At 70.8% G+C, this 23,411-nt stretch carries 18 protein-coding genes; 5 read left to right on the top strand and 13 right to left on the bottom strand.

From position 1 onward, the window contains the following. Window positions 1-54: 54 nt before the first annotated feature. Both rlmB and cysS read right to left on the bottom strand, forming a co-directional pair. Window positions 55-1,179: a 23S rRNA (guanosine(2251)-2'-O)-methyltransferase RlmB gene (gene rlmB / locus E0H26_RS06260; RefSeq protein WP_131301901.1), complete on the bottom strand. Its 1,125-nt coding sequence runs from the start codon at window positions 1,177-1,179 to the stop codon at window positions 55-57. Next, a complete protein-coding gene (gene cysS, locus E0H26_RS06255) occupies window positions 1,179-2,594 on the bottom strand; it encodes a cysteine--tRNA ligase (protein ID WP_131301897.1) in 1,416 nt (471 codons plus the stop codon). Before cysS ends, rlmB begins: the two co-directional genes overlap by 1 nt. Window positions 2,595-2,783: 189 nt before the next feature. On the opposite strand from cysS, the gene E0H26_RS06250 reads away from it, so the two are divergent. Continuing rightward, window positions 2,784-3,419 carry an IclR family transcriptional regulator gene (locus E0H26_RS06250; protein WP_131302604.1) on the top strand — a complete coding sequence of 212 codons (636 nt, stop codon included), beginning with the start codon at window positions 2,784-2,786 and terminating at the stop codon, window positions 3,417-3,419. 273 nt (window positions 3,420-3,692) lie between these two features. Continuing rightward, entirely contained in the window at window positions 3,693-4,883 is a 1,191-nt protein-coding gene (locus tag E0H26_RS06245) for an endonuclease domain-containing protein (protein WP_131301894.1), read from the top strand. A gap of 107 nt (window positions 4,884-4,990) precedes the next feature. On the opposite strand, the gene E0H26_RS06240 is transcribed toward E0H26_RS06245, so the two are convergent. Both E0H26_RS06240 and E0H26_RS06235 read right to left on the bottom strand, forming a co-directional pair. Next, on the bottom strand, window positions 4,991-6,670 hold the full coding sequence (locus tag E0H26_RS06240; protein ID WP_131301890.1) for a S8 family serine peptidase: 1,680 nt from the start codon (window positions 6,668-6,670) through the stop codon (window positions 4,991-4,993). A gap of 266 nt (window positions 6,671-6,936) precedes the next feature. Further along, on the bottom strand, window positions 6,937-7,899 hold the full coding sequence (locus E0H26_RS06235) for an EamA family transporter (RefSeq protein WP_131301887.1): 963 nt from the start codon (window positions 7,897-7,899) through the stop codon (window positions 6,937-6,939). A gap of 83 nt (window positions 7,900-7,982) precedes the next feature. Here E0H26_RS06235 and E0H26_RS06230 point away from each other — a divergent pair, with 83 nt between their 5' ends. After that, window positions 7,983-8,528: a CGNR zinc finger domain-containing protein gene (locus E0H26_RS06230; RefSeq protein WP_131301884.1), complete on the top strand. Its 546-nt coding sequence runs from the start codon at window positions 7,983-7,985 to the stop codon at window positions 8,526-8,528. 239 nt (window positions 8,529-8,767) lie between these two features. Here the strand turns inward: E0H26_RS06230 and E0H26_RS06225 are convergent, their stop codons facing one another. The 8 genes from E0H26_RS06225 to E0H26_RS06190 all read right to left on the bottom strand — a co-directional run bounded on the left by E0H26_RS06225 (window position 8,768) and on the right by E0H26_RS06190 (window position 20,460). Continuing rightward, window positions 8,768-10,177, bottom strand: coding sequence for a class II fumarate hydratase (locus E0H26_RS06225; RefSeq protein WP_206024903.1), 1,410 nt, complete (start codon window positions 10,175-10,177; stop codon window positions 8,768-8,770). Window positions 10,178-10,222: 45 nt separating this feature from the next. Then, window positions 10,223-13,201 carry an AfsR/SARP family transcriptional regulator gene (locus E0H26_RS06220; protein ID WP_131301878.1) on the bottom strand — a complete coding sequence of 993 codons (2,979 nt, stop codon included), beginning with the start codon at window positions 13,199-13,201 and terminating at the stop codon, window positions 10,223-10,225. A 232-nt stretch (window positions 13,202-13,433) separates the two neighbouring features. Next, entirely contained in the window at window positions 13,434-14,087 is a 654-nt protein-coding gene (locus E0H26_RS06215) for an NYN domain-containing protein (protein ID WP_131301875.1), read from the bottom strand. A 210-nt stretch (window positions 14,088-14,297) separates the two neighbouring features. Next, the gene (locus E0H26_RS06210; RefSeq protein ID WP_131301872.1) at window positions 14,298-14,699 is read right to left on the bottom strand and encodes a hypothetical protein; all 402 of its coding nucleotides are present in this window, start codon (window positions 14,697-14,699) and stop codon (window positions 14,298-14,300) included. 308 nt (window positions 14,700-15,007) lie between these two features. Then, the gene (locus E0H26_RS06205; RefSeq protein WP_131301869.1) at window positions 15,008-15,259 is read right to left on the bottom strand and encodes a GntR family transcriptional regulator; all 252 of its coding nucleotides are present in this window, start codon (window positions 15,257-15,259) and stop codon (window positions 15,008-15,010) included. Between the two features lie 539 nt (window positions 15,260-15,798). After that, the gene (locus E0H26_RS06200) at window positions 15,799-17,460 is read right to left on the bottom strand and encodes a fumarate hydratase (protein WP_131301866.1); all 1,662 of its coding nucleotides are present in this window, start codon (window positions 17,458-17,460) and stop codon (window positions 15,799-15,801) included. Between the two features lie 156 nt (window positions 17,461-17,616). After that, window positions 17,617-19,053 (bottom strand): outer membrane protein assembly factor BamB family protein, encoded by a 1,437-nt coding sequence (locus tag E0H26_RS06195; protein ID WP_131301863.1) that lies wholly within the window; start codon window positions 19,051-19,053, stop codon window positions 17,617-17,619. 108 nt (window positions 19,054-19,161) lie between these two features. Beyond that, entirely contained in the window at window positions 19,162-20,460 is a 1,299-nt protein-coding gene (locus tag E0H26_RS06190; RefSeq protein WP_240742031.1) for an MFS transporter, read from the bottom strand. Window positions 20,461-20,526: 66 nt separating this feature from the next. Here E0H26_RS06190 and E0H26_RS06185 point away from each other — a divergent pair, with 66 nt between their 5' ends. Beyond that, complete coding sequence (locus tag E0H26_RS06185; protein WP_131301860.1) at window positions 20,527-21,516, top strand: helix-turn-helix domain-containing protein; 990 nt, start codon at window positions 20,527-20,529, stop codon at window positions 21,514-21,516. Between the two features lie 37 nt (window positions 21,517-21,553). Here E0H26_RS06185 and E0H26_RS06180 read toward each other — a convergent pair whose 3' ends face one another. Next, window positions 21,554-22,057 (bottom strand): Lrp/AsnC family transcriptional regulator, encoded by a 504-nt coding sequence (locus E0H26_RS06180; protein WP_131301857.1) that lies wholly within the window; start codon window positions 22,055-22,057, stop codon window positions 21,554-21,556. A 137-nt stretch (window positions 22,058-22,194) separates the two neighbouring features. On the opposite strand from E0H26_RS06180, the gene hppD reads away from it, so the two are divergent. Further along, window positions 22,195-23,400 carry a 4-hydroxyphenylpyruvate dioxygenase gene (gene hppD / locus E0H26_RS06175; protein ID WP_131301854.1) on the top strand — a complete coding sequence of 402 codons (1,206 nt, stop codon included), beginning with the start codon at window positions 22,195-22,197 and terminating at the stop codon, window positions 23,398-23,400. Window positions 23,401-23,411 lie beyond the last annotated feature (11 nt).

The following is a 23,411-nucleotide window of genomic DNA, read 5'->3' as shown; positions in this document are numbered from 1 at the left end:
CCCGCTGCTGGCGGGCCGCCCCTTTCGCGTACTGTGCGGGCTTCTCGGCGGGCCTCAGCCCTCGACGGCCCGGCGGCGGGCCACCTCGGCGAGCGTGACCGCAGCGGCCACGCTCGCGTTGAGCGATTCCACGTCGGAGACCATCGGGATGCTGACGGTCAGGTCGCAGGTCTGCCCGACCAGCCGGGACAGTCCCCGTCCCTCCGAGCCGACCACCACGACCAGCGGGCCGACGGCGGCCTCCAGGTCGTACAGGTCGGTTTCGCCGTCGGCGTCCAGGCCGACCACCACGAAGCCGGCGTCCCGGCACGCCTTCAACGACCGGGTCAGGTTGGTGACCTGGGCCACCGGCACCCGGGCCGCCGCACCGGCGCTGGTCCGCCAGGCGGTCGCGGTGATCCCGGCCGCCCGACGCTCCGGTACGAAGACACCCTGCGCGCCGAACGCGGCGGCCGACCGGATCACCGCGCCGAGGTTGCGCGGATCGGTGACCCCGTCCAGCGCCACCAGCAGCGGCGCCGCCTGCTCCAGCGCGGCGGCGACCAGATCCTCGAACGGTTCGTACGCGAACGGCGGCACCTGAAGGCCGACGCCCTGGTGCAGCACGCCGCCGGTCATCCGGTCCAGTTCTGCGCGGCTGACCTCAAGGATGGCGATGCCCCGGTCCGCCGCGGTACGGACGATCTCCTTGACCCGCTCGTCGATGTCGATGCCCTGCGCGGTGTAGAGCGCCGTGGCCGGCACCTGCGTCCGCAGCGCCTCCAGCACCGGGTTACGGCCGACCAGCAGTTCTGGTGCGTCCTTCGCCGGGTTGGACTTGCGTCCGGGTGCCACCCGGGGGCCGCCGCGCCCGGCCGGCTGCTTACCTCGGGCGGGCTGCTTGGCGCCGCTGTTGTCCCGGCCGCCACCCTTGCCCCAGGTGGTGTCCTTGCTGCCCGGCTGACCGATCTTCGGGGCGCGCCCCTCGTCGGCCGCGGCCCGGCGTTCCTTCTCCTGCTTCCAGGCGGTGCGCTGAGGCAGTTTCTCCGTGCCGGAGTACGCCTTGTGCCAGGGCCGCTCGTCGGCGGGCAGGGTCCGACCACGCCCGGCGAGGGCGTCCCGGTTCTTGCCGCCGGACCCCTTGGGGGCGCTTGCCTTCGACGTCACCCGCCGGCCACGACGTTGCGAATTGCCGGCCATCAGTCATGCTCTCCAATAGTCCAACGCGGGCCTTGGGGGGTGTCCTCGACCACCACTCCAGCCCGCTTGAGTTGGTCCCGCAGCGCGTCGGCGGCGGCCCAGTCCTTACGGATCCGGGCCTGCGCACGCTGTTCCAGGGCGAGGGCGACCAGGGAGTCGACCACACCACGGAGGTCGCTGGCCCGGGCGCCGCCGGTCCAGGCCGGGTCGAGGGGGTCGACGCCGAGGATATCCAGCATCGCGCGAATACTGGCGAGCGCCGTGCGGACGGTCACATCGTCCCCGCCGGCCAGCGCGTTGTTCCCGTCGCGCAACACGTCGTGCAGCACGGCCAACGCGGCCGAGGTGTTCAGGTCGTCGTCCATCGCGGCGGCGAACGCGGCCGGCAACTCGCCGAGCTGACCGGCACCCACCCGCTCGATGGCCCGCTGCACGAAACCCTCGATCCGCCGGTACGCGACGGCCGCATCGCACAGCGCCTCCTCGGAGTAGTCGATCCGGGAGCGGTAGTGCGCGGCGACGTAGTAGTAGCGCAGCTCGACCGGCCGCACCCCGAGCCCGGCGACGTACGCCAGGTCGAGGGTGTTGCCGAGCGACTTGCCCATCTTGGTCCCGCCGATGCCGAGCAGGCCGTGGTGCACCCAGTAGCGGGCGAACGGCAGGTCGGCGGCCTGGGACTGGGCCAGTTCGTTCTCGTGGTGCGGGAAGATCAGGTCGAGCCCACCGCCGTGGATGTCGAACTCGGCGCCAAGGTAGCGCCAGCACATCGCCGAGCACTCGATGTGCCAGCCGGGACGGCCCCGGCCCCACGGCGACGGCCAGTAGGCGTCCGCCGGCTCGTCCGGTTTGGCGCCCTTCCAGAGCGCGAAGTCACGCGGGTCACGCTTGCCGCGTTCCGGCGCGCAGTCGGCGGACTGCATGTCGTCCGGCGACTGGTTGGACAGCGCACCGTACGCCGGCCACGACCGCACGTCGAAGTAGACGTCGCCGGAGCCGTCGGTGGCCGGGTACGCGTGCCCCCGGTCGATCAACTGCACGATCAGCTCGTGCATCTCCGGAATGTGCCCGGTGGCCCGTGGCTCGTAGGTCGGCGGCAGCACGTTCAACGCCCGGTACGCCTCGGCGAGCTTCAACTCGTTGGCGTACGCGATCGACCAGAACGGGCGCTCCTGCTCCTGCGCCTTGACCAGGATCTTGTCGTCGATGTCGGTCACGTTCCGGATGAAGGTGACCTCGTTGCCGGCCGCCAGCAACCAGCGACGCAGCACGTCATAGTTGACTCCGGAACGGAGATGACCGATGTGTGGCGGCGCCTGGAGAGTGAGCCCACACAGGTAGACCCCCACCTTGCCGGCTTCCCGCGGGACGAAGTCCCGCACCGATCGGGCGGCGGTGTCGTACAGGCGAAGCGTCACCGTACAAGGGTAGCCGTCCGTCGTTTTTCCAGTCGGCCGGAGCCGGGTCGTACGCTGCTGATCGTGACTTCCCCCGTGGCCCCCGGCAGCGACCCGCCCCCACCCGCCACGCCTACCCCCGCCACGCCCACCCCCGACCCGGCCAGTGGCGCGGGCGCGGGTGGTGGCACGGGTGGGGGTGGGGCGGGGATCCCCGGTGGGGAGTCCTCGCAGACGTTGGATCGGGGGCTGCGGCTGCTGCACCTGGTGGCGGACGCGCCCGGAGGGCTCACCGTCACCGAGGCGGCGAGCCGGCTGGGCATCGGGCGGGCCGCCGTCTACCGGCTGGTCACCTCGCTGGCCGGGCACGGGATGCTGCGCCGTGACGGCGATGGTCGGCTACGCCTGGGTGCCGGCGTGCTGCATCTGGCCCGGCGGGCCCAACCGCTGCTCGCCGAGGGCGCCCTGCCGGCGCTGCGGCGCCTCGCCGAGCAGGCCGGAGCCACCGCACACCTCACCGTGGTCGAGGGCGGCGAGGGCGTCGCGCTGGCGGTGGTCGAGCCAAGCTGGACGTCGTTCCACGTGGCGTACCGGACCGGCGCCCGCCACCCGTTGGAGCGGGGAGCCGCCGGGCAGGCCATCCTCGCCGGACGGACCGGTGCCGCCGGCCCGGTGAGCACCGTCGGCGAGTTGCAACCCGGCGCGTACGGGGTCGCGGCCCCGGTGCTCGGCGTACCCGGCCTGGAGGCAAGTGTCGGCGTGGTCGCCCTGGCCCCCCTGGACGCCGAGACGGTCGGCGCCCAGGTACTCGCCGCCGCCACCGCGATCGCCACCGCCCTACGCTGACGCCCAGGTCCACGGTTCCGGGTGCCCGCACGGTTTCGCCGGAATGGCGCTGTCCGCCATCGGTGGAAGCCGCCGTTCCGGCGGGTCGGTGGAAGCCGCCGTTCCGGCGGAACGGTGGCTGGCCACGATCGGCTCGCCGGGGCGGGGCCGGAGTCGGCCCAATACCACACCCGAGCTGCGGTGCGGCGGTTGTCCACAACGGGCAACGATCATGTGGCGGTGGGTTGTCCACAGGGGTGCCGGCGGGGTAGGTCGGGATTGCACGGTGGAGGCATGCCTCCTCTCCCGTACCGGCCCGCCGCCCTCGCCTGGCAGGTGTTCCGCGGTTCCGAGGCGACCCGCGATGGCCTACTCACCCGGCACCAACTTCGGGGCGCGTCCTGGGTCCGCCTGATGCAGGACGTGTACGCCGACGCACGCCTCGACCGCGATCACGAACTGCGCTGCCGAGCGGCTTGCCTCCGCCTACCACCCGGCGTGGTGATCGCGGGACCGTCAGCGGCATACCTGCACGGCATCGAGCACGCCGCCACGTTCACCGACGACGTGCACGTCCTCGCACCGATGCACCTCCGACCCGGCTCGCAGCGCGGCATCCGGGTGCACACCCTCGGCCCACGTCGGCCGCCACACCCCGACCCCGACGACCAGCCCCATCCCCCACCACCCCGCGACACCGACCTCCAACCCCATCCCGCACCACCCCGCGACCCGGTCGAGCAGCACCATCCCCCGCGACACCCCGACCCCGACGACCAGCCAATTCCCCCACCCCGCCACACCGACGACCAGCCGCATCCCGCACCACCCCGCGACCCGGTCGAGCAGCTCACCCTCCCGCCGCCCACGACCGCCGCGCCTCGCCAGTCGTTGTCGGCCGCCGCGTTCGGCCAGCGCACCCGCCGATCGACTCCGAGCGCCGCGTCGGCGGGCTCGGTTCTGCTCCGGTCGGATGCCGTTTGGGCTGCCTGGGAGTGCGCGGTGTGGCTGGAGCCCGTCCGGGCGGTCGGCATCATCGACGCCCTGCTCGGGCGGGAACTTGTCGATTGTGCCGGGCTCGATGCCGTGGCCAGCGCGAACGCGAGCCGGCCCGGCGGCCGGCGGGCCAGGTGGGTGTTCGGGCTGGCCGATGCGGGCGCGCAGTCGCCACCGGAGTCACAGTTACGTGTCCGGCTGATCCTCGCCGGGCTGCCCCGGCCGGTCACCCAGCATCCGGTACGGCTGCCCAACGGGCGGGTCCTGCACCTGGATCTGTGTTGGCCCGAATACCGGGTGGCGGTCGAGTACGACGGGCACTGGCACAGCGACCCCGAGCGGATGCACCTCGACCGGCAGCGACTCAACCAGCTTGTCGGGGCCGGCTGGCAGGTGCTGCACGTGACCAGCCGACGCCTGCACCGCGACTTCCCGAGGCTGCTGCGGGAGATCCGTACCACCCTCGCCGCCGCAGGATGGCGGCGGTGATCATCTCCGTTTCGCCGGAATGGCGGTCACCCAGACCTCGGGTAACCGCCATTCCGCCGGAACCGCAACCGCGGACCGGAACCGCGGACCGGAACGCGGACCGCGCCCTACCGCCGCAGCGGAGTGGTCACCGCCGCGTACGCGTCGATGATGCCGTGGCCGTAGAAGCCGTTGAAGTTCGCCGAGCCGGCGCAGTAGGCGTCGAACTCGGCCGGACGACCCTCGTTGGTGTAGGTCTGCAACCGGGGCTCGGGGCAGGCCCGCTCGGCAGCCGTCCGGAGTAGTTGCCGCTCGACCACGTCCGGCGCCAGGCCGAAGCCACCCCGGCCCTGCGGCTTGCCGTACCGGCTCACGATGAGCGCGGCCACGCCCGAGGCGTGCGGGGCGGCCATCGAGGTGCCCTGGAGGTACGTGAAGTAGGCGCACTGCCCGTTGGCCTTGCACTCCTTGAACACGAACGTCTCGGCGCCCGGCACGATGTTGCCGTCCTCGTCCACCGCGCCCTCCTCCTGGAGGACCTTCAACGGGTACGTGGACAGGATCATGTTGGCGTCGGTCCGGAACGTGTCGGTGCCGAAGCCGTCGCGGAACCAACCGCCCGGCGCGGCGACGGCGGTCTGCTCGGTGCCGTAGTTCGAGTAGTCGGCCTTCTTACCGGACGGCCCGACCGACGAGACGCTGATGACGTGCGGCCCTTCGGTGGGCAGATCCCAGCAGCTGTTGTTGTCGATCTCCCGGGGGTACGGCGCGACGTCACCGTAGTTCGGGCTGGACACGTCGGTACGCGGGTCGCCGAGGTCCTCGTGGTTGTTGCCGAGCGCACCGACCAGGGTGACGCCCCGGTTGTGGGCGAAGGTCAGCGCCCGCTTCATGGCCCGGATGGTGGCGCGCTGCGCCGCCTGTGCCTCCGGCGAGTCGGCCGGGTTGGCGGTGCAGTTGTAGAGCCACGGGTCCACGTAGAAGGACATGTTGACCACGTCCAGGCCCGACTTGCCGGCGTGCAGCAGGGCGTTGACCACCGGGTTGAGGAAGAAGTAACCCGAGTCCTGACCGCCCTTGAGGTTGACCAGCGACACGTTCGGGGCGACGCCCGAGACGCCGAAACCGTTGGCGGCGGCGCCGATGGTGCCGGCGACGTGCGTACCGTGTCCGCCGTCGTCGGTGCCGACCGGGTCGAGGCAGCTCGCCACCTCGCACGGCCCGTCGACCTCGGGAATGTCCGGGGCGAAGTTCCGCGACAGCGCCCAGTTGAAGTTCGGGGCGATGTCCGGGTGGCTGGCGTCGACGCCGGTGTCGAGCACGCCGACGGTGACCCGACGGTCGCCCGACTCGATCTTGCGCGCCTTGTCGGCCCGGATCATCTCCAGGCCCCAGAGCTTGTCGTCCAGCGGGTCGGCCTTCGCCTTGCCCCGCAGCTTGCCGGCGCCCTTGGCGGCGGCCACCGCCAGCAGGTGTTCCTGCTCGACCCGGTCCAGCTTGGGCTTACGCCCGATCGCCTTCTGCTCGGCCGCACCGATCAGCGCGGCGGCGGCAGTCGCCTTCGTCGCGAAGTCGGCCCGGTCGCTGGTCACCTGGTAGACACCGACCTCGTCGGTGCGGGACACCACGGTCCCGCCGGCCGACCGGATCGCGGCGAGAGCCGCGTCGGCGGAGACGCCGTCCTCCGCCACCACGGTGAAGGTTCGGACGCTGGCCGGCTCGGCGCCGGCCGGTACGCCCAGACCCGTCACCGCGAGTGCCAGTGCCGCCGCGGTCGCGACCACACCGACGGTGAAGCGCTTGCTCACCACATCGAATCCTCTCGTTGAGGGACGTGGCGTCATCAGACATCAACGCATGACGTTCCGCCAGACTGGCGCCGGATAGACGATGGAAGATCCCCTTCGCCGGAAAGGCCAACCAGGGCAGCGGGCAACCCGGCCAGCGAGGACACTGTCGCGCCCGGCGCCACCGCCGGCCGGGCGCCGGTCAGGCAGGGCCCCGGCGGTACGACCAGCACCAGCGTTAACAAGGGGCCCGTGCTCTACCGCAGGCGTTAACAGGGTGCCCTTCCTTACGCCGTGAGCGCCGGATCCGCCGTTTTCGGCTGGGTCGGCTCGACCGGGGCGCGTAGCTCGTCCAGGCGGACCAGCGCCACCCCGGCCACGATCAGCGCCCCGCCGAACAGTTGCACGATCGCCGGCAGCTCACCCAGCAGCAGCCAGGCGATCAGCACCGCGAACATCACCTCGGTCAGCCCGACGAACGAGGCCAGCCGCGCGCCGAGAATCCGGGCGGCGGCGATTCCGGCCAGGTAGGCGACCACCGCGGCCACCAGGACGAGACCGGCGATCGGCACCAGCCAGCTTGTCTGCTGCCCGGCGAACTGCACCGTCCCGAAGGTGGCCCGCAGCGGCAACGCGCCGAGCAGGCCGAGCAGCAGCAGCGCGCAGGAGCCGACGGCCATCCCGCCGCTGGCCATGACGACCGAGGGCAGCGCGGAGTCGATCCGGCCGGCGAGCACGAAGTAGCCGGCCAGCCCGACCGCCGCGCCCAGCCCCCAGAGCACCCCGATCGGGTCGAGCCGGGCAGCGCCGGTCAGGTCGAGCACGAAGACCAGGCCGGCGAGCGCCGCCACGGAGCCGACCACGGTCAGCCGGCGGGGGCGTTGCCCCTGCACCAGCCAGGTCCAGCCGACGACGAGGATGATGCCGAGGTACTCCAGCAGCAGTGCGACGCCGACCGGCAGGTAACGCACCGCGTTGAAGAAGCAGACCTGGGCCAGGGCCACCCCGAGCAGTCCGAAGACACCGATCGAGGCGAGGTTGCGGCGCAGCACCGGCCACCGGCCGCGCATGACGAGCAGCGCGGGCACCGCCAGCACCAGGGCGGCGATGCCGACTCGGGCCATGACGACGGCCTCGGCCGACCAGCCGGCGTCGATCAGCGAGCGGGCGAACGTACCGGACGTGGCGAAGGTGACCGCGGAGAGCAGGGCCAGCGCGAGGCCGGCACCGGCGGCGGAAGATTGACGCATGGCTCTCCTTGGCACGGCGCCCCGACATGGGCAAACTAGGGCTACACCGATGACGCTAGGGTCCGGCCGCGACAGGAGTCAAGTTGCTTTTCGCCCATGACACCGAATGTTCGCTGATCGCCACCGCCGCGCTGGTCAACACCGGCGGCCGGGGCGGTGAAGGGCTGCCCGACGTGGCCGCGTTGAACACCTTCTTCACCGCCCACTCCTACACCGGACGACACGAACACACCGAGGCCGAACTGCGGGCGGTACGCGCTCTGCGCCCCCGGCTACGCCGGATCTGGCAGGCCGACATCGACGAGATCGTCTCGATCGTCAACGGGCTGCTCCGCGAACACCGCGCCCTGCCCCAACTCATCACCCACGACGACGAGCCGTACCACCTGCACGCCGTACCCCGGGACGCCCCGCTGGCCACCAGAATGGCGGTCGAGGCGGCAATGGCCGTCGCCGACGTGGTCCGTGGTGGCGAGCTGGGCAGGCTGCGCACCTGCGAGTACCCCGACTGCGACAACGTGCTGGTCGACCTCTCCAAGAACCGGTCCCGCCGGTTCTGCGAGGCCGGCTGCGGCAACCGGGCGGCAGTCAGCGCCTACCGCGCCCGCAGAGCCGCCGCCCGCCCCTGACCCCCACCCACCCAGCCCTCCGCACCGCACTTCCTCGGGTACGCCCGTTGTCGCCAGGGCAGCAGCTCAGTCTCAACCACGAGTCGCCCGCCCAACCCAACGCAAACAGTCCCGCCCCCACTCGCTGCCACACCGCAGCACCCCAGATCTTGGTACGAACGCGCCCCTCCAGGGGCACATTCGTACCAAGATCTCTGGTGCGCGGTGGGTGAACGAGGGACGGCTCACGGGCGACGCGCTCAGGGGTGGGTCATCCGGAGCAGGTCGAGCGCCTCCTCCAGTTGGGTATCGCTGAGCTTGCCGGAGTCGACGTGGCCACGGGCGAGCACCACCTCCTTGATGGAGATCTGCTTGGCCAACGCCTCCTTGGCGATCGAGGCGGCCTCGTCGTACCCGAGGTAGCGGTTGAGTGGGGTGACGATCGACGGTGAGCCCTCGGCGTACGACAGGCAGACCTCGGCGTCCGCGACCAGGCCGACCACGCAGCGGTCGGCGAGCAGGCGGCTCGACGCGGCGATCAACCGGATCGACTCCAGCAGGTTGCGGCCCATCACCGGCAGCATCACGTTGAGTTCGAAGTCGCCCTGGGACCCGGCGAACGCCACCGTGGCGTCGTTGCCGACCACCTGCGCGCAGACCTGCCGGACCGCCTCGCAGACCACCGGGTTGACCTTGCCGGGCATGATCGACGAGCCCGGCTGGAGATCGGGGATGCGCAGCTCGCGCAGGCCGGCGCGGGGGCCGGAACCCATCCAGCGGATGTCGTTGGCGATCTTGTAAAGGCCCACCGCGACGGTACGCAGCTGCCCGGACGCTTCCACCAGCGCGTCCCGTGCGCCCTGCGCCTCGAAGTGATTCCGCGCCTCGGTCACCGGCAGCCCGGTGGAGTCGCGCAGCTTCTCGATCACGCGGGCGGCGAAGCCCAGCGGGGTGTTGATGCCGGTGCCGACCGCCGTACCGCCCAGCGGCAGCTCGGCCAACCGGGGCAGCACCGCCGTCAACCGCTCGACGCCATAGCGGACCTGTGCGGCGTACCCACCGAATTCCTGGCCCAGAGTGACGGGCGTGGCGTCCATCAGGTGGGTACGCCCCGCCTTGACCACCGTGTCGAACTCCTCGGCCTTGGCTTCCAGCGCGCCGGCCAGGTGCTCCAGCGCCGGCAGCAGGTCGCGGACGACGGCCTCGGTGGCGGCCAGGTGGATCGAGGACGGGAAGACGTCGTTGCTCGACTGGGAGGCGTTGACGTCGTCGTTGGGATGCACCTGTCGGCCCAACTCGCGGCCGGCCAGGGTGGCGATCACCTCGTTGGTGTTCATGTTGGAGGAGGTGCCAGAGCCGGTCTGGAACACGTCGACCGGGAACTGGTCGTCGTACCCGCCGTCGGCGACGTGGGCGGCGGCCGCGGCGATGGCCGCCGCCACGTTCGCATCGATCACGCCCAGGTCCCCGTTCACCTCGGCGGCCGCCCCCTTGATCTGGGCCAGCGCCCGGATCTGGGCGGGCTCGATGCCCCGACCCGAGATCGGGAAGTTCTGCACCGCCCGCTGCGTCTGGGCCCGCCACAGCGCCTCGGCGGGCACCTCCACCTCGCCCATCGAGTCGCGTTCGATCCGGTAGCCCGTCGTCTCTGGAGTCGTCACGCGTACCATCCTGCCCCGCTCGGCGGGCACGTGCAGATGATCGCGGCAGCCGGCTCAGTCCAGCTCGGCCAGCAACCGGCGGACCTCGGCCGCGTCGGGTGACTCGACCTGCTCCAGCAACGACAGCGCCCGCACCCAGTGCGACCTGGCCGCCGCCGGGTCGGTGCGGCGCAGACACCGGGCGAGACCGTCCAGAGCGCGGGCCTGCTCGTACCGGTGGCTGATCTTCGTGGCGTCGATCAGCACCCGGCCGAACAGGTCCTGGGCGCTACGAACGTCGCCCTGGTCGAGAATGGCGCGTGCCAGCAGGCTCCGCGACCCGCACTGGCCGACCAGGTCACCGGCCTCGCTGATCGCGACGAACGCCTCCCGATGCAGGGCTGCCGCCTCGTCCGGCCGACCCGCCTCACGTTCCATCACACCCAGTTCGTTGAGCAGCTCGCCCTCGTCGAACCGGTTGTGGCCCCGGCGCTGGAGCGTCAACGCCGTCAGCAGCAGCCGCCGCGCGGGCTCCGTGTGACCCATCCGGTGCCGGATGGTGCCGATGTGCCCCACCGCGTTGGCCAGTTGTCGGCGGTCCCCGACCTCGCGGGCCACGAGCAGGTGCAGGCGGGCGATCCGCAGCGCCGCCTCGTAGCGACCCCAGATGCACAGGGCGTAGCTCAGGTTGTTCAGCCGGGCACAGCGTTCGGCCAGTTCGTGGCCACCCTTGACGGTCGTACCCGCCTCGCGGAGGTACGCGATGCCCTGGCGGTGGTCGCCGTTGCCGTGGCTGCTGACGGCGATGTTCTCCAGCACGGTTCGCAACAGGCTGGGCGGACCGCTGCGGCGGCACAGCTCGACGGCCCGCCGCAGCAACGCGATCGACTCCGCGAAGCGGGCCCGCCGGAAGTAGGCGGAAGCCTGGTAGTTGAGCATCAGGGCCTGCGTGGACTCGTCGCCGAGCACCTCGGCCGCCCGCAGCCCCACCCGGTGCAGCTCGACCAACTCGTCCAGGTGGCCGCCGTTGTAGAGCAGCCGCCAGCTGGCCCGCGCCAACTGCCAGGCACGTTGCGGAAAGTCCTGCTCGGCGAGCGCGGGCATGGCCACCAACGCGCAGAGGTTCTCGTCGAGCCAGCCGAGCCCTTGCTCGACGCAGTTCGCCACCAGGTCCGGCCGGGATGTCGGGGGCAGGCGGAAAGTCTGTCGGGTGTTCGGCGACTCGGTCTGCCGGCCGAGCGCAGCCGACACGTGCAGGTAGTGGTCCAGCAGCCCGTCGAGGGCGACGTGCCGCTCGGCGGCGTTGGCCGGATCGGACAGCAGCGTCCGGGCGTACTCACGGACTAGGTCGTGCAGGCGGTAACGGCCCGGCTCCGGCTCGTCCATCAGGTGTGCGTCGACCAGCTCGTCCAGCGCGTCCTGCGCCTCGACCAGCGGTACGCCGGCGATCGCGGCGGCGGTGTTGTTGTCGACCCGTACCCCGGGATGCAACCCGAGCAGCCGGAAGGTGCGCTGCGCCGCCGGGGACACCTGGGCGTACGACAGGGCGAAGGCATCCCCGACCGAGCGTTGGCCGGCGGCCAGTTCGGCGAGGGTGTCGCGGGCCCCGCCGAGCCGGTCGGCGAGGTCGGCGATCCGCCATCGGGGACGGTGGACCAGCCGGCCTCCGGCCAGCCGGATCGCCAGCGGCAGGTAGCCGCAGCGGCGCACCACCTCGACGGCCGCAGCCGGTTCCGCGGCGATTCGTGTCTCGCCAGCTACCCGCCCGAGCAGTTCGACCGCCTCGTCGGCGTCGAGCACGGGTAGTGACGAGGGCCGTCCCTCGTCGAGACCGACCAGCCGGCGCCGACTGGTGATCAAGGTGAGGCAGCCGGCGCCGCTGGGTAGCAGCGGCGCCACCTGCTCGGCGCTCGCCGCATTGTCCAGCAGCACCAGGGCCCGCCGGTCGGCCAGCTCGGTACGCCAGATGGCCAGCCGATCGTCCAGGTCGACCGGGATCCGCTCGGCCGGGACCCCAAGTTGGCGCAGCAGGGTGGCCAGCGCGGCGGCGGGAGTCAACGGCGCCCGTTCGCTGTGCCCGTGCAGGTCGATGAAGAGGTGCGCGTCGGGGTACTGCTCACCGATCCGGGTGGCCACGTGCACGGCCAGGGTGGTCTTGCCGCTGCCGGCCATCCCGTCGATCAGGTGGATCCGGCTCTCCCCCTCCTCGATCTCCTTCACCAGCCGGGCGACGGTCTCCGACCGTCCGGTGAAATCCTTGATGGCCCGGGGCAGGGCGTGGACGGCGGCGGTGGCCCGCCGCTCGGATCCGCCGACGGCAAGGTCACCGGCGAGCACCCGCTGGTGCAGTTCCTGTAGAGCGGCTCCGGGCTCGATGCCGAGTTCCTCGGCGTACAAGCGCCGACCGTCCCGGTACAGGGCGAGCGCGTCGGCTTGCCGGCCGACGGCGGAGAGCGCCAGCATGAGCTGCCCGCGTAGCCGCTCCCGCAGCGGGTGCTGCTCCAGTTGCTCGGTCAACTCGTCGAGCAACGCCGCCGCGCGGCCGAGCCTGAGCTCGACGTCCACACACTCTTCGAGCACGGTGAGGCGCTGCTCGTCGAGGGACTGGGCCCGCCGCCGTACGCTGCGGTGCGGAATGCCGCTCAGCGCCGGCCCACGCCACAGCTCCAACGCGGCGCGGAACTGCCGGCGCGCGTCGAACAACCGACCCGAGGCGAGCGCCACCCGGGCCGCATCGGCGCCCCGGGCGAAGACCTCGCTGTCCAGCTCACCGGGGCTGGTCCGGATGCCGTACCCGACAGGATTGGTGACGATGGTGTCCGGTGGCAGGCCGAGATCGGCCAGCCGCTGTCGCAACCGCGACACACAGGTCTGCAACTGTGCCCGGGCGGTGGCCGGCGGGTCTTCCTCCCACATCGCGTCGACCAGTTCGTCCACGGAAACGACGCGATTCGTCCGCAGCAGCAGAACCGCGAGTACGACCCGGTCCCGGCGTGCGGTGATGGTGGCCTCGCCCCCACCGACGCACAGTGGCCCCAGGATCTGAAACCGCATCCACTCCCCCGCCCGGCACTGGTGCAACTCCCATCAGCGTAATCCGACGGTCACGGGAGTCCCATCGTCCTGATAGCGATCTGAGAGTGGATCGAAAGCGGCAGGCCGCAGACTTTGTTCGGTTGCACGTCTGTGCGATCGACGGGGGCGGTGCGCCCGCCCGACAGGGCGGGCGCACCGATGTCGACCAGGCCGTTTCCGTTCAGCGGACCAACCCGACGAGCCCGGGACACTAGATCCACTTGCTGGGGCGGGTGTAGCTTCGTCCGGTCACGGGATCGGCCACGATGCCGGGTAGTTGGGCGCTGCGCAGGGCTTGTTCCCTGATGAAGAACTGGCCCAAAGCGCCGATGCTGGTGAGGTGGCTGGACGCCCGGGTGTTCCCGGGAGGCATCGCGAGGTAGATCAGTTGTGCAGGGTTGACCTGCTTGACGGTGGCCAGGGCAGGAGCGAGATCAGTGTCGGCGCTGATCAACAAGGTGGTGTCAGCGACCCGGAGAGCCGCATCGGCGACCATCATGGCACCAAGGGCTACGTCGGTGCCCTTCTCCTCGTAGCTCTTGTAGGGGCGGCCGCAGCCGCAGGTGTAGCTCTGGCCGCAACGCCGACAGTCCCGGATGGTGCGCTCTTTGAAGCGGCCAAGGTGCACTGTGAGCGCCGCCCCATTGCGGATCTTCATGGCTTCGATGTAGTTGGTCTGATTCTGCGCAGCCGCAGGTTCGTTCTTGACGATGGCGGTGAAGTAGTGCACCGAAGCGACGGTGTCCTTGGACCTGAGCTGGCGAACGAGTTCGACGACGTCGAGCCACATGTGCTTGCGGCCGTACTTGCTCTTCATGCCGTAGTACAGATTGAAGCCGTCGATGTAGGCGGCGACTGTGCCCACGTTCACCCCTCTTGGTTGCCTGGCTGGTGTATGGTGGCCGTATACGACGCCGAGAGATACGGCAGGAACGGCCCCTTCGGGGGCCGTTTTTTTGCGAGTGACGGTCTGACGCACCAAGCAGCCAGCCGATCACTGCACTTACCGCAGCGGCGGCCACGATCAGGCCGCGTTTCTGGGCCTCGTCTACGAAGACGTACGCCCACGCCGACCTCAGCGGTGCCGAAGGGTCTGGAGAGGTACGTTGCTCTCCTCGATCAGGAAAAAGCTCCAGCCGTTGCGATGCGGGCTCACCTCCGGCTTGTGATGACTGACGATCGCCCGAGCCGCCTGGCTCGGAGTCTTGAAGACCTGCCCGGCCAGCGGCCCGGAGGTGATTTCCATCCGCCCGGGGCCGGGCACAAACGAGGCATAGGTGCGGTGGCCGGCGTAGTCGGCGTAGACCCGTACGGCCTTCGGCTCCTCTCGGTCGCCGCCCTCCGGTAGTGGCGCCCTGACGCGAGAACGCGCGTCCACTACCAACTTCGCAACGATCTGTCCCTTGCTGAGACCCGCGATCTCGGCAGCAAAGGACAGGTACCGGTCTGTGTCGTCGTCAATCTCGATCGATGGCATGCGTCACCTCTTCGTCAAACGCGACGATACCAAACCTAGTTCATCAAAGGCTCAGTGACACACGAAGGAAACTGAGGTTCTCACCTTGCTGAGTGGCGGGCGATGGCGAGGACCGGCTTGGTGACCTCAGCATCAGATCTCTAGCACCGCCCCTGCCAGCCATGCCGTTGACGTTGTTGACCGTTGACGTTCAACGCGCATGCCTCGGACGCGACCGGATTGAGGCTGGCGAAGCGACCGTCGAAGCGCTCCCGGGGAAGCCGGTTCAGGCAACGCTCGTCCGGTGACGCGGGAAGCGGGCCCAACAGTCAAGCGCCAGGACTCCCGGTGGCCTCGGGTGTGACGAACGTGCCCCGGCCGGTGAAGGTGACCACCCGACCCTCCTCGCGGAGCTGGTCCAACGCGGCCCGCACGGTGCCGCGCGCCACGTCGTAGGTCTGCGCCAGCGTGATCTCCCCGGGAAGCTTGTGCCCAGGCCGCCACTCGCCGCTGTCGATCTTCGTCCGTAGCACGTCGGCCAACTGCTCAGCGAACGAGCGCGGTGACCAAGGGTCGATCATGCCTTCAAGGTCTCACCTGTCCAGGCACACCATGCTGTACATGCTGTTCGTCGGATGGACATGGTAGACAGGTTGGCTTTAGGGTAACGGGAGACCTTGCAGTCGGTCCCGGGTGGCGCTGACACCCCAACCCGGGACCTTGATCGGACACGGGAGGTCCGACCATGAACAGTTTCCCCGGCCCGGCCCCGCCGGACGGACCCCACACCCGCCCGCCTGACGGCGCTCTACCCGCCCGTCAAGAGCCCGGTCATCGACCGCCCACAGGTTCGAGCGGGAGGCAGACTTCGGGAGGATCCTGGCGATCGGCCCGCGTGAGCTACCGAAGACGGAGACCGTCGAAGTGTTGCTTGATGCTGGCAGTGGTTCCACCGGCCAGCGCGTCATGATCCCCGTGAAGCGGCTGACCCTCTCCGATCTTGACCGGGGAGAGGGTGTAACGGCCCTATACGAGTCCGAGACGCCCTACTGAACCCGGCAGGCGAGCCCTCGGCAACCCGCCGAGGGCTCGCATCGTCGCACTACCGTCGCCGGAGCGGTCAGTGGCGGCCGATGGTGAGGACGGGCTTGGTCACCTCGGCGAAGAAGTCGTTGCCCTTGTCGTCGACCACGATGAAGGCCGGGAAGTCCTCCACCTCGATCTTCCAGACCGCCTCCATGCCCAACTCCGGGTATTCGAGGACCTCGACGTGCTTGATGCAGTCCTGGGCGAGCCGGGCGGCCGGGCCACCGATCGAGCCGAGGTAGAAGCCGCCGTGCTGGTCGCAGGAGCGGGTCACCTGGGCGGAGCGGTTGCCCTTGGCGAGCATCACCATCGACCCGCCCGCAGCCTGGAACTTCTCCACGTACGCGTCCATCCGCCCGGCCGTGGTCGGGCCGAAGGAACCCGACGCGTAGCCCTCCGGGGTCTTCGCCGGGCCGGCGTAGTAGACCGCGTGGTCGCGCAGGTACTGCGGCATCGGCTCGCCCGCGTCCAGCCGCTCGGCGATCTTGGCGTGCGCGATGTCCCGGGCGACCACCAACGGGCCGGACAGCGACAGGCGGGTCTTCACCGGATACTTCGACAGCTCGGCGCGGATCTCGTCCATCGGCCGGTTCAGGTCGACCCGTACCACCTCGGTCGTGTCCAGCTGGGCCTCGGTGACCTCGGGCAGGTAGCGGGCCGGGTCGGTTTCGAGTCGCTCCAACCACACGCCCGACGGGGTGATCTTCGCAACCGCCTGCCGGTCCGCCGAGCAGGACACCGCGATCGCCACCGGGCAGGACGCGCCGTGCCGGGGCAGCCGCACCACCCGTACGTCGTGGCAGAAGTAGCGCCCGCCGAACTGCGCGCCGATGCCGAAGTTGCGGGTCAGCTCCAGCACCTCCGCCTCCAGCTCCAGGTCACGGAAGCCGTGCGCGGTCATCGAGCCGGAGGTGGGCAGCGCGTCGAGGTACTTCGCGGAGGCGTACTTGGCGGTCTTCAGGGCGTACTCGGCGCTGGTGCCGCCGATCACCACGGCCAGGTGGTACGGCGGGCAGGCGGAGGTGCCGATCAGCCGCAGCTTCTCCTCCAGGAACTGCATCATCCGCGTCGGGTTCAGCAGTGCCTTGGTCTCCTGGTAGAGGTACGACTTGTTGGCCGAGCCACCGCCCTTGGCCATGAACAGGAACTTGTACGCGTCCGGGTGCCCGTCCGGGTCCTCCGCGTACAGCTCCACCTGGGCGGGCAGGTTGCTGCCGGTGTTGCGCTCCTCCCACATGGTGAGCGGGGCGAGCTGGGAGTAGCGCAGGTTCAACCGGGTGTACGCCTGCCAGACCCCACGCGAGATCGCCTCGGCGTCGCTGCCGTCGGTAAGCACGTGCCGGCCACGCTTGCCCATCACGATCGCGGTGCCGGTGTCCTGACACATCGGCAGCACCCCGCCGGCCGCGATGTTGGCGTTACGCAGCAGGTCCAGCGCGACGAACCGGTCGTTCGGCGAGGCCGCCGGATCGTCGATGATCGACCGTAGCTGGGCCAGGTGCGCGGGCCGCAGGTAGTGGGCGATGTCATGCATCGCCTCGGCGGTCAACGCGGTCAACGCCGCCGGGTCGACGGTGAGGAACCGACGCCCACCCGGGCCGTTCACCACGTCGACGCCCTCGTCGGTGACCAGGCGGTACTCCGTCTGATCAGGGCCGGTCGGCAACAGGGGGGCGTACGAGAAGTCCGCGCTCATGCCGGCACTCCGCTTCGCTCCGTGCCGCCATGAGACACCACCGCACCGAGCCGATGATTCGCTCGCTCACGCTCGCTCATGACGGCAAAGCCTAGGGCAGAAGATTCGATCAGTCCCACCCGCCGGGTGGGGTGTGCTCATCCGTGCGGCGAGCGGTCACTTGCCGGAATCAGGGGTCGCGCACAGTTCGTTCTTCGGCCCGCAGTTGTCCTGCGGCGCCGGCACCCGTCCGGTGCCGGCCGGCCCCGGTACGCTCCCGTCGCCGTTGCGCGCCGGATCGCCGGCCGCCCCACCGAAACGGACGTATCCGATCTCGCGGCCCTCCCCGATCACCATGCCGGCCGGGCCGACCGCCAGCGCGTTGGCGGAGGACCGCAACGCGGCCAACTCCTGCCCGGTGCGGGGGTCCAGGGCCACCAGGCGGCTCGGCTTCTCGTCGGCGACGATGGCCGCGTACGGGGTCAGTGCCGCACCCGCCTTCTCGCCGGCCGGCCGGTTCCAGCGGACCTGGCCGGAGCTGAGTTCACGGCCGGAGAGCGCACCACGGTCGGCGGTACGCACCACCGCGTACCGGTCGTCCACGGCGAGCACTCGTTCGGAGTTCTCGGTGGCCAGCAGCAGCCGCCCGTCGTACCCGTCGAGGACCGCCTCCCGACCGTCCGGCGAGACCCCGACCAGTACGTTGCGGGCGCCGTACGGGTCCTCCCGCTGCACACACCCGGCGCTGTCGGCGGTACGCAGGTTGAGCCCGGCACGCTGCCACGTCTCCTGGCCGGTGGCCGCGTCCCGGCCCGAGATCGTGAAGTAGCAGTTGCCGTCCTGGGACCGCGCGACGACGCGCAACAGCCGGCCACCGATCACCGCGAGCCGTTCGTCCCGCCCCGGCTCCACGTTCTGTAGGACCCGGCCGGTGGCGGTGTCCACCACGTGCACCCGCCCGTCGACCGGGAAGCCAAGCAGCGGCGGTACGGCTTCCGGGCCCGCCACCTCACCATGGATCCGCGCGCTGGTGAGCCGGCGGGTGTCGAGCAGGTTCGGATTGTCGGCGAGCAGGCCGCTGCTGACGCCGGGCAGGAAGGCCGTCCAGAGCGGTGCGACGCCCCGCGGCTCCCAGGCGCTCAGCGTGCAGTCGGTCGCCGCCACACAACGCGCGTCGAGCAACAGATTGCGATAGGTCCAGACGGCCACCGCATCGTCGTCGCGCCGGCGCGTCACTCCGGTGGTCGGGTCGAGCACCTCGTACCCCTTGACCAGCAGGCGACCGACGACCACCACGGCGTCGGCACCGCCGCCGGCCACCGCACTCCAGTCGGCCTTGCGCTCCCAGAGTTGGCTGCCGACGGCCAGGCTGCGTGCCTCGACCCGGGTGCGTTGCTCGACCACCACCGCTTCGCCGGCGATCGTGACGCTGCGCGGGGTGCCACCGATACGTTGCTGCCAGACCACGTCCGGCTCGGAGATCGGCGTCCGCCGGTTGACCCAGTCCCACATGCCGGGGAATGGGTTCCACACTCCGGTCGCGGCCAGCGCGACCACGGTGGTCAGGCCGAGCAGCAGCCAGCCACGCACGCCGAGGCCACTCCCCTTCGCCACCGGAACACGGTAGCCACCCACACCCCCGACCGCGCGCACCCCACCGCGTGTCGTGCAAGGAAGGGCACCTTATTAACGCCTTCGGTAGTAAAAGGGCCCCCTATTAACTCAGCGATCAGCGCGCCCCGCGCCGACCGACCGCGGCTCGCCGTCGGGGTGGGGCGGACGACCGGCCGGCGTCAGGATCGGCCACAGCAGCAGAGTCGCGGCGGCCGACGCCGCGCCGGCGATCGCCATCACGACGCCCGGGGCGAGTAGTTCGCTCAGCGCGCCCGCGCCCGCCGCCGCCAGCCCCTGCATCGCCATCATCCCGGTGCTGACCAGCCCGAACGCCTGACCCCGGCGTTCGGTGGGCACCGCGTCGAGAAAGCGCCGGGCCAGCCCTAGTTGGTAGGCGAAGCCCGCGGTGGCCACCGCGAAGAGCGCCGCCGCCGGCATCAGCGCCGGCCGGGCCAGGAACGCCAGCATCGGTACGCCGAGCAGCAGCGCCAGCCACGGCGTCCACCGCTCCCGGCGGGCCGGCGCCACGAACCGCCCCACCAGCAGGTCACCGACCAGCATGCCGCCCGCACCGGCCATCAGCAGTACGCCGGCACTGGCGCCCTTACCCAGGTCGGCCGCGTACGGCACCGCCACCCCCTCCGCCCCGACGAGCAGCGAGCCGGGGAGCCACTGGGCGAGCAACAGTCCCCGGATCCGGCGATCGGCGAGCAGTTCCCGGTTGACCCGCAACGTCTCCCGAACGGCACCGCGCCGCTCCCGGCCGGGCATCGGCACACTGCGCACCCGCGCGGGACGCCGGGCAAGCCCGAGGCGTACCAGCAGCGCGCAGAGGCCGCAGGTCACGGCAGTCAGCCAGAGTGAGCCGTGCGGGCCGACCAGCCCGAGCAGCAGGCCCCCGACGGCGAACCCGGCCACCTGCGTTCCCCCGGCGGCCACGGTGAGCAGGGACCGTCCGAGCACGTACGCGTCACCGTGCAGCACCTCGGGCAGCAGCGCCGTACGCGCGGCACCGCTCACCGGGCCGAACAGTGCCACGACGGCGACCAGGCCGAGCATCAGCGGCGGTGCCAGCACGCCGGTGGCCAGCACCGCCACCACCGCCAGCCGCAGCAGGTCGTACCCGACGATCAGGGCACGGGCCGGCAAGCGGTCCGCCAGAGCCAGCAGGAACACCCCGCCGAGGGCATGCGGCAGAAACCCGGTCACGTACGCCAACGCGGCCAGCAGGCCGGAACCGGTGCGCTCGTAGACCAGCACCGACAGGGCGAGCATCTTCACCGTCTCGCCGATCATGAAGATGCCGAAGCTGGCGAAGATCACCCGGAACTCGGCGACGGCGAAGACGTTCCGGAAGGTGGCCGGCGGGTCCAGGGCGGACGGCGCGGTCGTACGCGTGTCGTTCACGCGGGCCAGCCTGAACGTACGTCCCGGTCCGCTCTATCCTTTCGCTCCTGGACGAAAGGTGGCGGGATGCGGATCGAGGTCACCCCGGCCGACGTGGCGGCCAGCCGGTACGCCATCTCACCGCTCGGCGAGGCGGTGTCCGCGCTGCGACTGCACGCCGGCCAACGGTCCTTCGACGGGCTGGGGCCGTGGGTGGCGCGGACCAGGCCCGCGTACGAGCGGCTGCGACGCGACCTGCCGGCGGTCGGTGCGCTGCTGGCGCTGCTGCGCCGTGGTGGCTACAACGCCGACTTCATCCAGCCGCCGCCGGACGGCACGGCACGGGACTTCTCCGGCGAGCTGGCCGTGGTCCGGGCGACCCCGTTGGCGCAGGCCCGCGACGAGTTGGCCCGCAACCTCGCCGGCCCCCGGGTCACCCCACCGGCGTACGCCCAGCGGATCTACGCCTCGCCGAACGTCGTCGACCTGCTCGCGGACGCGATCGAGGCGGCCTGGACGGCGCTGGTCGAGCCCGACTGGCCACGCCTGCGCGCGATCCTGGAGCGCGATCTGGTGCGCCGGGCCGGTCGGCTGCTCGCCTACGGCTGGGGCGCGGCCGTGGCGGACCTGGATCCACGGCTGCGCTGGGTTACCGGCGGTGACGTCGGTGTGATCGAGGTCGCAGACCGGGATCCGGCGACCCACGCGCTGGCCGGGCGGGGCCTGCTCTTCGTGCCCACCGTCTTCGGCACCCTGATCACGTACGTCGAGCAGCCCTGGCCGTACGCGATCGTCTACCGGGCCTCCGGGGTGGCCGAACTGCTCGGTCCGCCCGATCCGGCCCGGCCCGACGAGGCGCTGGACCGGCTGTTGGGCCGGTCCCGGGCAGCGGTGCTGAGGGCGCTGGCCCTGCCCGCCACCACCAGTCAGCTCGTCGCCCAACTCGGGCTCAGCCTCGGCGGCGTCGGCGACCATCTCACGGTGCTGCGGGAGGCCGGGCTGGTCAGCCGGATCCGCGCCGGCCGCTCCGTCCGCTATCGGCGCACCCCGCTCGGCGACGCGCTCGCCGCCGACTGATCGGCGTTAACAAGGGTCCCCTGCTCTACCGGAGGCGTTAATAAGGTGCCCTTCCTTCCCGCAGGGCGGAGCGGACGAGGGGGAGGACGCGGTAGGGGATCTGTTCGGCTAGGGCGATGATCGTGGAGGCGCGGGCGATGCCCTCGTACGCGACGATCTGGTCGATCACCCGTTGCAGGTCGGCGTTCGAACGGGCCACGATCCGGCAGAGCAGGTCGCTGGAGCCGGTGATGGTGTGTGCCTCCAGCACCTCCGGTATCCCCGCCAGATGGCTGGCCACCGGGTCGTGTCCGTGCCGTTGGCTGATCTCCAGCGTGACGAAGCTGGTCACCGAGAACCCGATGGCGGCGGGCGAGACGTCCGGGCCGAAGCCGCCGATGACGTTGCGGTCGACCAGCTTGTCGAGCCGGGCCTGGACGGTGCCCCGGGCCACGCCCAGGCGGCGCGAGCACTCCAGTACGCCGATCCGGGGCTCGGCGGCGAGCAGTTCGATCAGGCTGACATCCAGGGCATCCAGCTGTACATCCTGTCCAGGGTCCACGGCTCGACACCCTACTTGTTGTGCAACCTGACCAGCTAGATGACCGACAGTTGCCCAGTGCGGCTGCTCACGGCGATAGTCCGGGGAAGAGCACAGCGTCGGCCCACGAGGCCGGCCGGTACGCAAGGGAGGCCACCATGACCCAGGCGATCGACCGACCCCAGTCGACCGACGAAGTCGACGTCGATGCCCTCGTCGGGGCCGTCAACCACGACATCACCCGCGACCCGTTCCCGGTCCGGGGCCTCGACCACGTGCACTTCCTGGTGGGCAACGCCAAGCAGGCCGCGCACTACTACTCCACCGCCTTCGGCATGACCTGCGTGGCGTACCGGGGCCCGGAGCAGGGTCACCGCGACCACGCCCAGTACGTGCTGACCAGCGGCTCGGCCCGATTCGTGCTGACCGGCGTGGTGCGCCCGGACGCCGACGGCGCCGAGCACGTCGCCCGGCACAGTGACGGCGTCAGCGACATCGCGCTGGAGGTGCCGGACGTGGACGCCGCGTACGCGCACGCCACCGCGCAGGGCGCGACCGGCCTGCTGGAGCCGCACGACGTCAGCGACAAGCACGGCACCGTCCGGATGGCGGCCATCGCCGCGTACGGCGACACCCGGCACACCCTGGTCGACCGGTCCCGCTACACCGGCCCGTTCCTGCCCGGCTTCGTCGCCCGCGGCCCGATCGTGGACCGGCAGCCGATGATCGACGCCGGCATCCAGCCGAAGCGCTTCTTCCAGGCCGTCGACCACGTCGTCGGCAACGTGGAGCTGGGCCGGATGGACGAGTGGGTCGAGTTCTACAAGCGGGTCATGGGCTTCACCAACATGGCGGAGTTCATCGGCGACGACATCGCCACCGACTACTCGGCGCTGATGAGCAAGGTGGTCGCCAACGGCACCCGCAAGGTGAAGTTCCCGCTCAACGAGCCGGCGCTCGCCCGCAAGAAGTCGCAGATCGACGAGTACCTGGAGTTCTACCAGGGCCCGGGTGCGCAGCACATCGCGGTGGCCACCAACGACATCCTGGCCAGCGTCGACGCGATGCGGGCCGCCGGCGTCGACTTCCTGGACACCCCCGACTCGTACTACGACGACCCGGAGCTGCGGGCCCGCATCGGCGAGGTACGGGTGCCGATCGAGGAGTTGAAGGCCCGCAAGATCCTGGTCGACCGGGACGAGGACGGCTACCTGCTGCAGATCTTCACCAAGCCGGTGCAGGACCGCCCGACCGTCTTCTTCGAGCTGATCGAGCGGCACGGCTCGCTCGGTTTCGGCAAGGGCAACTTCAAGGCTCTCTTCGAGGCGATCGAGCGGGAGCAGGAAAAGCGCGGCAACCTGTAACACTGTCGAGC

The sequence above is a fragment of the Micromonospora zingiberis genome, assembly GCF_004331455.1.
Lineage (GTDB): Bacteria > Actinomycetota > Actinomycetes > Mycobacteriales > Micromonosporaceae > Micromonospora > Micromonospora zingiberis.
The sequence above is the reverse complement of the archived record's forward strand: the minus strand, read 5'-3'. Positions and strand labels throughout refer to the sequence as shown.

Bases quoted from the DNA above. Each gene is read 5' to 3' on its own strand.
- E0H26_RS06225 (WP_206024903.1), bottom strand. From the start codon at position 10,177: ATGGTACGCGTGACGACTCCAGAGACGACGGGCTACCGGATCGAACGC.
- E0H26_RS06220 (WP_131301878.1), bottom strand. From the start codon at position 13,201: ATGCGGTTTCAGATCCTGGGGCCACTGTGCGTCGGTGGGGGCGAGGCC.
- hppD (WP_131301854.1), top strand. From the start codon at position 22,195: ATGACCCAGGCGATCGACCGACCCCAGTCGACCGACGAAGTCGACGTC.
- E0H26_RS06245 (WP_131301894.1), top strand. From the start codon at position 3,693: ATGCCTCCTCTCCCGTACCGGCCCGCCGCCCTCGCCTGGCAGGTGTTC.
- E0H26_RS06185 (WP_131301860.1), top strand. From the start codon at position 20,527: ATGCGGATCGAGGTCACCCCGGCCGACGTGGCGGCCAGCCGGTACGCC.
- E0H26_RS06200 (WP_131301866.1), bottom strand. From the start codon at position 17,460: ATGAGCGCGGACTTCTCGTACGCCCCCCTGTTGCCGACCGGCCCTGAT.
- E0H26_RS06205 (WP_131301869.1), bottom strand. From the start codon at position 15,259: ATGATCGACCCTTGGTCACCGCGCTCGTTCGCTGAGCAGTTGGCCGAC.
- E0H26_RS06235 (WP_131301887.1), bottom strand. From the start codon at position 7,899: ATGCGTCAATCTTCCGCCGCCGGTGCCGGCCTCGCGCTGGCCCTGCTC.
- E0H26_RS06210 (WP_131301872.1), bottom strand. From the start codon at position 14,699: ATGCCATCGATCGAGATTGACGACGACACAGACCGGTACCTGTCCTTT.
- rlmB (WP_131301901.1), bottom strand. From the start codon at position 1,179: ATGGCCGGCAATTCGCAACGTCGTGGCCGGCGGGTGACGTCGAAGGCA.